The organism is Thiohalocapsa sp. (assembly GCF_019695415.1).
In the GTDB taxonomy this organism is placed as follows: domain Bacteria; phylum Pseudomonadota; class Gammaproteobacteria; order Chromatiales; family Chromatiaceae; genus Thiohalocapsa.
This window is the reverse complement of record NZ_JAIFKJ010000457.1, coordinates 1-2285: the sequence shown is the minus strand read 5'-3', so window position 1 is coordinate 2285 and position 2285 is coordinate 1. Positions and strand designations below refer to the sequence as shown.

The window sequence follows — 2285 nt, the reverse complement described above, 5'->3', positions numbered from 1 at the left end:
CCAACACGCTCGCGCATACCGACCTGGAGCTTGTCTGCGCCGGCGACGGTGGTCATCTGGCGGTGGTGTCGCTCTAGCGAGGCGCTGCAACCGGCGCGTCCGCTCCCTGAGCTTTTCCCAACAAGCCGGCCTGGACAGCGCCCCGGCGGCCCCAGGCAGGCGCGCCCTGGGGGCGCCGGCTTTCAGCCGGCTTCGCGCGCCGGGGGCTCGATGCCCCCGGTGCGCGATCTGCGGGGCTGGAGCGGGGCGTTGGTTCATGCTGCATGCGCTGGACGGCCGGCTGTGCGTGGGCACTCATGTCTGCCCGGACGGCGCCGACGCGGCATTGAGCCGCGCCGACGCCGGGCCGGCTGGAAGCCGGCGGTCGTACGCCCGTGAGGGCGCACTGTCAGCACGGTGTAAGTCCGTGTCCGGGTATGCCAAGGCCCGGTAGCCAAAGGTAACTGCGTCGTCGTGAGGCGGGGTGGGGAGTAACTGGAGGCGAACGATCAGTCCGTAGGTTAACGAACCCGATTCGGCGGGGTGTAGCGGCGAGCCTGCGACCGCGTGGCGAAGCCCGAAAGCCGGCGGCGGCGTTGAGATGGCGAGAGCAAACGACCGTCGTGCGCATCACGTGGTTGGGGGCGGAATGATCGGACGGCAGTGCGAGGCAAACGGGGAGACCTGTCGGCGGAGGTGACCGCCGGCAGGAGTCAGAGCCCGCATAGTAGTGCATGTTCGTGATCGGACGGCCAAGGGCTGACATGGCGGAGACGCCGGTCCTAAAGATGCCTGGGGGGCTGCCCCTGCCGAGGGTCGATCTGGTGCGGACGAGAGGCGCGGAGAGCAAACCCGCGCTGAGCGAAGGCGGGCAGGAAGGTTGATCCGTGAAAGCCAACGCCGACGGAGGCGAGATGCCGAGTGCGTCAGTGCCCGAGAGGGCTGAACAAGCATGCCCAAGCCCGGACCCGCGCGAGTGGACCTGGGTGGAGCCGTCGGTGTGGACGGAGCGGATGTTGGCGGCCCTGGTGAACGGGGTCAAAGGAGGCAAGTGGTACAGTCTGTGGGACAAAGTCTGTGACCGAAGCACGCTGGAAGCGTCCTGGGAAGGCGTGGCGCGCAACCAAGGCGCCGCGGGTGTGGACGGCATGAGCATTGAGCGCTTCGCCGCCCGCGCCGAGAGGTACTTGGATGAACTGGTGGCCGAGCTGCAAGCCGGGCGCTTTCGCCCGAGCGCAGTGCGACGGACGCACATCCCCAAGCCCGGCGGCGGCAAGCGTCCGCTGGGCATCCCCACGGTCAAGGACCGCATCGTGCAGGGGGCGCTCAAACGGGTGCTTGAGCCCATCTTCGAGTGGGAGTTCCGGCCCGAGAGCTACGGCTTTCGGCCGGGACGCGGCGCCAAAGACGCGTTACGGGAGGTCGACGCCGCCCTCAAGGCCGGTCACCACTGGGTGGTCGACGCCGATCTGAAGGGCTACTTCGACAGCATCCCCCACGACGCCCTCATGGACGAGGTGCAGGCGCGCATCAGCGACGGGCGCGTTCTCGCGCTCATCGACGCCTACCTGAAGGCGGACATTCTCGACGGGCTCGCGCAATGGACCCCGACCGGGGGCACGCCGCAAGGCGCGGTGATCAGCCCGCTGTTGGCCAACCTCTACCTGCATGGACTCGACTGCCGAATGAGCGAGCAGGGGTACCGCATCGTGCGCTACGCCGATGACTTCGTCATCCTCTGCCGGGACGAGACCGAGGCCCGAGCCGCCCTGCACGAGGTACAAACCTGGTGTACGGCGCGGCGACTCACCCTGCATCCTGACAAGACCCACATCGGCGACTGTCGGCAACCGGGGGAGGGCTTCGAGTTTCTCGGCTACCGCTTCGAAGGCGGGCGACGGTGGGTGCGCAGGAAGAGCCGCCATGCCCTCAAGGACAAGATCCGGGCGAAGACGCGACGCCATCGCGGGGACAGCTTGGCGGAGATCATCGCCGACCTCAACCCGATGCTGCGCGGCTGGTTCGGCTACTTCAAGCACGCCTACCGCACGGAATTCCCAAGCATCGACGGCTTCGTGCGCCGCCGGCTGCGGGCCATCCTGCGCCGGCACGCGCATCAGCAGGGCCGTCACGGTCGCTCCCACCAAGACCACCGGCGCTGGCCGAATGCCTTCTTCGCCGAGCACGGGCTGTTCACCATGAGCGCAGCCCATGCCCGGGCGAGCCAACCCCGATGAGGAAACAACCGACCGGAGAGCCGTGTGCGGGAGAACCGCACGCACGGTTCGGAGGGAGGGGAGGCGCAA

Annotated in this window: 1 protein-coding gene; it reads left to right on the top strand. The window is 68.3% G+C overall.

The window, feature by feature from the left end; all coding sequences use genetic code 11:
* Window positions 1-977: 977 nt before the first annotated feature.
* Window positions 978-2216: a group II intron reverse transcriptase/maturase gene (gene ltrA, locus I6U14_RS12815; protein ID WP_296899894.1), complete on the top strand. Its 1239-nt coding sequence runs from the start codon at window positions 978-980 to the stop codon at window positions 2214-2216.
* Window positions 2217-2285: the final 69 nt, after the last annotated feature.